At 55.8% G+C, this 3,059-nt stretch carries 4 protein-coding genes; all 4 read left to right on the forward strand.

Annotation, left to right across the window (positions count from 1 at the left end; translation table 11 throughout):
* Nucleotides 1–716 (forward strand): class I SAM-dependent methyltransferase (locus EK403_RS22735; protein WP_206659556.1); only part of this gene is annotated, 716 nt, incomplete at its 5' end.
* A 124-nt stretch (nt 717–840) separates the two neighbouring features.
* Entirely contained in the window at nt 841–1,725 is an 885-nt protein-coding gene (locus EK403_RS15090; protein WP_164919616.1) for a glycosyltransferase family 61 protein, read from the forward strand.
* 81 nt (nt 1,726–1,806) lie between these two features.
* A complete protein-coding gene (locus EK403_RS15095) occupies nt 1,807–2,622 on the forward strand; it encodes an aldolase/citrate lyase/malate synthase family protein (RefSeq protein ID WP_128778299.1) in 816 nt (271 codons plus the stop codon).
* A gap of 71 nt (nt 2,623–2,693) precedes the next feature.
* A partial coding sequence (locus tag EK403_RS22740; protein WP_206659557.1) for a peptidoglycan-binding domain-containing protein occupies nt 2,694–3,059 on the forward strand: 366 nt, incomplete at its 3' end.

Here is a 3,059-nt window from a genome sequence, read left to right on the forward strand (position 1 = left end):
AAGGCCTTCACTATCGCCGCTTTATGCGCGTAATCACTTCCGCGATTGCTCCTAAGAGTTATCTCGAAGTGGGAACGAATGCGGGGCAGTCGTTAGCGCAGATCAGGTGCGCCTCGATAAGCGTTGATCCGCGCTTCGCCTTAACTGCCAACATCATGGCGGGGAAGCCTGAGTGTCATCTTTTCCAGATGACAAGTGATGAGTTCTTTGAAAAAGATCGAGTGACGCAAATCTTTCCAAAAGGGATCGATTTGGCATTCCTTGATGGAATGCATTTGTTTGAATATCTTCTTCGAGACTTTATTGGAGCCGAACGATATTGCAGTTCACGATCGGTTGTCGCGCTTCACGATTGCCTCCCTCCACAAGCCGTGTGGGCTGAGAGAAAGCCTCAGACGGTTGGTTGGACCGGTGACGTATGGAAAGTAGTGTTGGCCATCCGTGAGTTCAGGCCAGACATACGCATTACATGTCTTGATTGTCCCCCTACGGGGCTGGTTCTTTGCACAGGACTAGACAGTAGCTCTACGATTTTAAGAGACAACTATGAGACTGTCCTGGACAGATTCAGCTCCATGCATTTGTCTCCTGACATGCACGAACTATATGGGGCGATAGAAATCACTAGCACGGATAGTCTCAAAAGCCGCGAGGCGATCCTCAATAAAATCTTTTCAAGTCAGGGCGCGAACGGGCGAATCAATGACGCTAGTTAGCCTCCTAGACATGCCAAAAGGCGAATACACTCGAGAACTTAATCGACTTCCATATCGAAGTGAGCCTCCAGCCGCTGCCAATCTCGATATATTCCCTCCGTCTGTAAGGAAGAAACGCGAGGAAGTGCTTAATCGAAAGAGCGCTCAGCTTCCTTCTGGGCGCATCGCGCGTCTGGCGAACGCGGTAGTGTTCGGAAGCGGCGGCGTTCTGACAGAAGATGGATATCTTATTTCAGAGACAATTCGTGGAACTGCCGAACGCGGAAACGCACCAATCAAGCGGATTTCTGGGCCGGTCGCGCTGTTACGAAAACCCGGAGATTCGAATTACGGGCATTGGCTGGCTGAATGTGTGCCGCGAGTTTACGAATTTCGTGCAGCTTATCCGGATCTGGAGTTTAAATTTGCTGTTCCCAAAAGTCCGGATTGGATGCGGAAGTTAAGACTGACGTCGCTGGCGTGGGCCGGGGTTTCGCAAAACGAGATTATATGGTTGAGAAATTCTTCGACATTATTTGAAGAACTTTTTGTCATGTCAGGGAATTCAATTCATAGTCATACACACGACGCATCTGGAATATCTAAGATCGTGGAGGTTGCGGAAAAATCTCAGAGAAAGGGGCGCCGACTTTTGGTTCGACGCCCCGGTGCGCGCCGCCGCCGGCTTGTTAACGAAGACGAAATTGTACGTATTGCTCACCAGAATGGCTTTATTGATATTTGGCCAGAGCAGAGAAGTCTTCAGGAGCAGGTGGAAATATTCTCAGAGGCTGAGCTAATAGCGGGTGTGACTGGTGCCGCCATGACAAACATATTGTGGGCCAGTTCAGATTGTAGGATTGCGTGCTTGACATCATCAAGCCACGCTGAGTTTTTCTTTTGGGATTTAGCAAATATTCGCAATCAAGAGTTTTCATATTGTTTTGGTGAGTCTCTGAATGCAGAATTGCGCGCTCATAGCGACTTTCATGTAGATCCATCCTTATTTGAGCGGTGGATTCTTGGATGAGGGAAATCCTACTGAACGCTCGCCGTTGCGACCGAAAACTACGCCGCCTCCGGGCGGCTTTTTTCATGCCTGGAGACCTGAATGCCAGCCACCCTCACATCCGTCAGCGCCAGGGCGCTGATCGCCCTATGGATCGGGCAGTCCAACCTCGGCGCGCAGGGCGGGCTAACCGGTCCAGAGACCGTTCCGGCCCGAGGCGAGAAGATCGCTCGCACCTTCATGTTCCGGAACTATGGGAGCGGGCTCGAAGAGCTCGTCATCGGCGAGAATACGGCCCAGCTCCCTTACGAGATCGATGTGAATGATCATCGCTTCGGCCCAGAGGTCGGGTTCTCGCAGCGCGATCGGACGATCAATGCAGGCAAGGACCGCCTGAACCTCAAGCACTCGCTCGGCGGAACATCGCTCGTCACGAACAAGGACGGCGATCCGAAGCTGACATGGAACCCGTTTGTCACGGACGTCCAGACACTTTGGATCGACGCGCTCGACGATCTCCGCAATCTGATTGAGATCGCCGGCCCCGGAGCTTATTTCGACACCCTCGCGATCCTGTCGCAGGAAGCCGACCGGACGCCAACGAGCGGCCATCCAGCCGTGGCGCGCTCCATCCGCGAGATGATCCGGCAGGTTCGCGGCATTGTCGGTCATGATCAGTTCCGCACCGTCATGCCGCTTCTCCGCCAGAAGGATACCGATCCGCCGGAGATGGTCGATGAGACCAACAGCTATAGGGCTATGCAGGCCGATCTCGTGTCGGATTCGCCCCTCAACTTCCGGACCTACAATATCGACGACCTGACGATCCTCGAAGGGGATTCGCAGGGCGTCCACCTCGACGGGCCGTCGCTCATCACAAGCGGCCAGAGGGCGCACCAGACGTCGATGGCGGACTGATCATCGACCCATACTGACGCCTGATCCGCCCGGCCCTCGCGCCGGGCTTTTTCATGTCCTGGAGAACGCCCATGACCGTGCTGGACATCCAGCGGCGCCTGATCGCGCTCGGCTTCAATCCTGGGGACGCCGACGGCGTCTGGGGGCCGCGGACCCGCGCCGCCGCGATCGCCTTTCAAAAGGCGAGGGGGCTGGAGGCCGACGGCGTCGTGGGGCCGATTACGACCGCGGCGCTGAACAAGGCCGCGCCGACGAAGCCGGCGCTGACGGTCGGCGAGCCGATCTGGGTTCAAGAGGGCCGCCGCAAGATGGGCCTTCACGAGAGCAACCCGGCGCTGAAGGCGTTTCTGAAGTCGGACGGCCGGACGCTCGGCGACCCGCAGATCCTGCCGTGGTGCGGGGATTTCGTGGAGACCTGCGTCCGGCTCCCGCCCCCC

It is taken from the genome of Hansschlegelia zhihuaiae, assembly GCF_004103825.1.
Lineage (GTDB): Bacteria > Pseudomonadota > Alphaproteobacteria > Rhizobiales > Methylopilaceae > Methylopila > Methylopila zhihuaiae.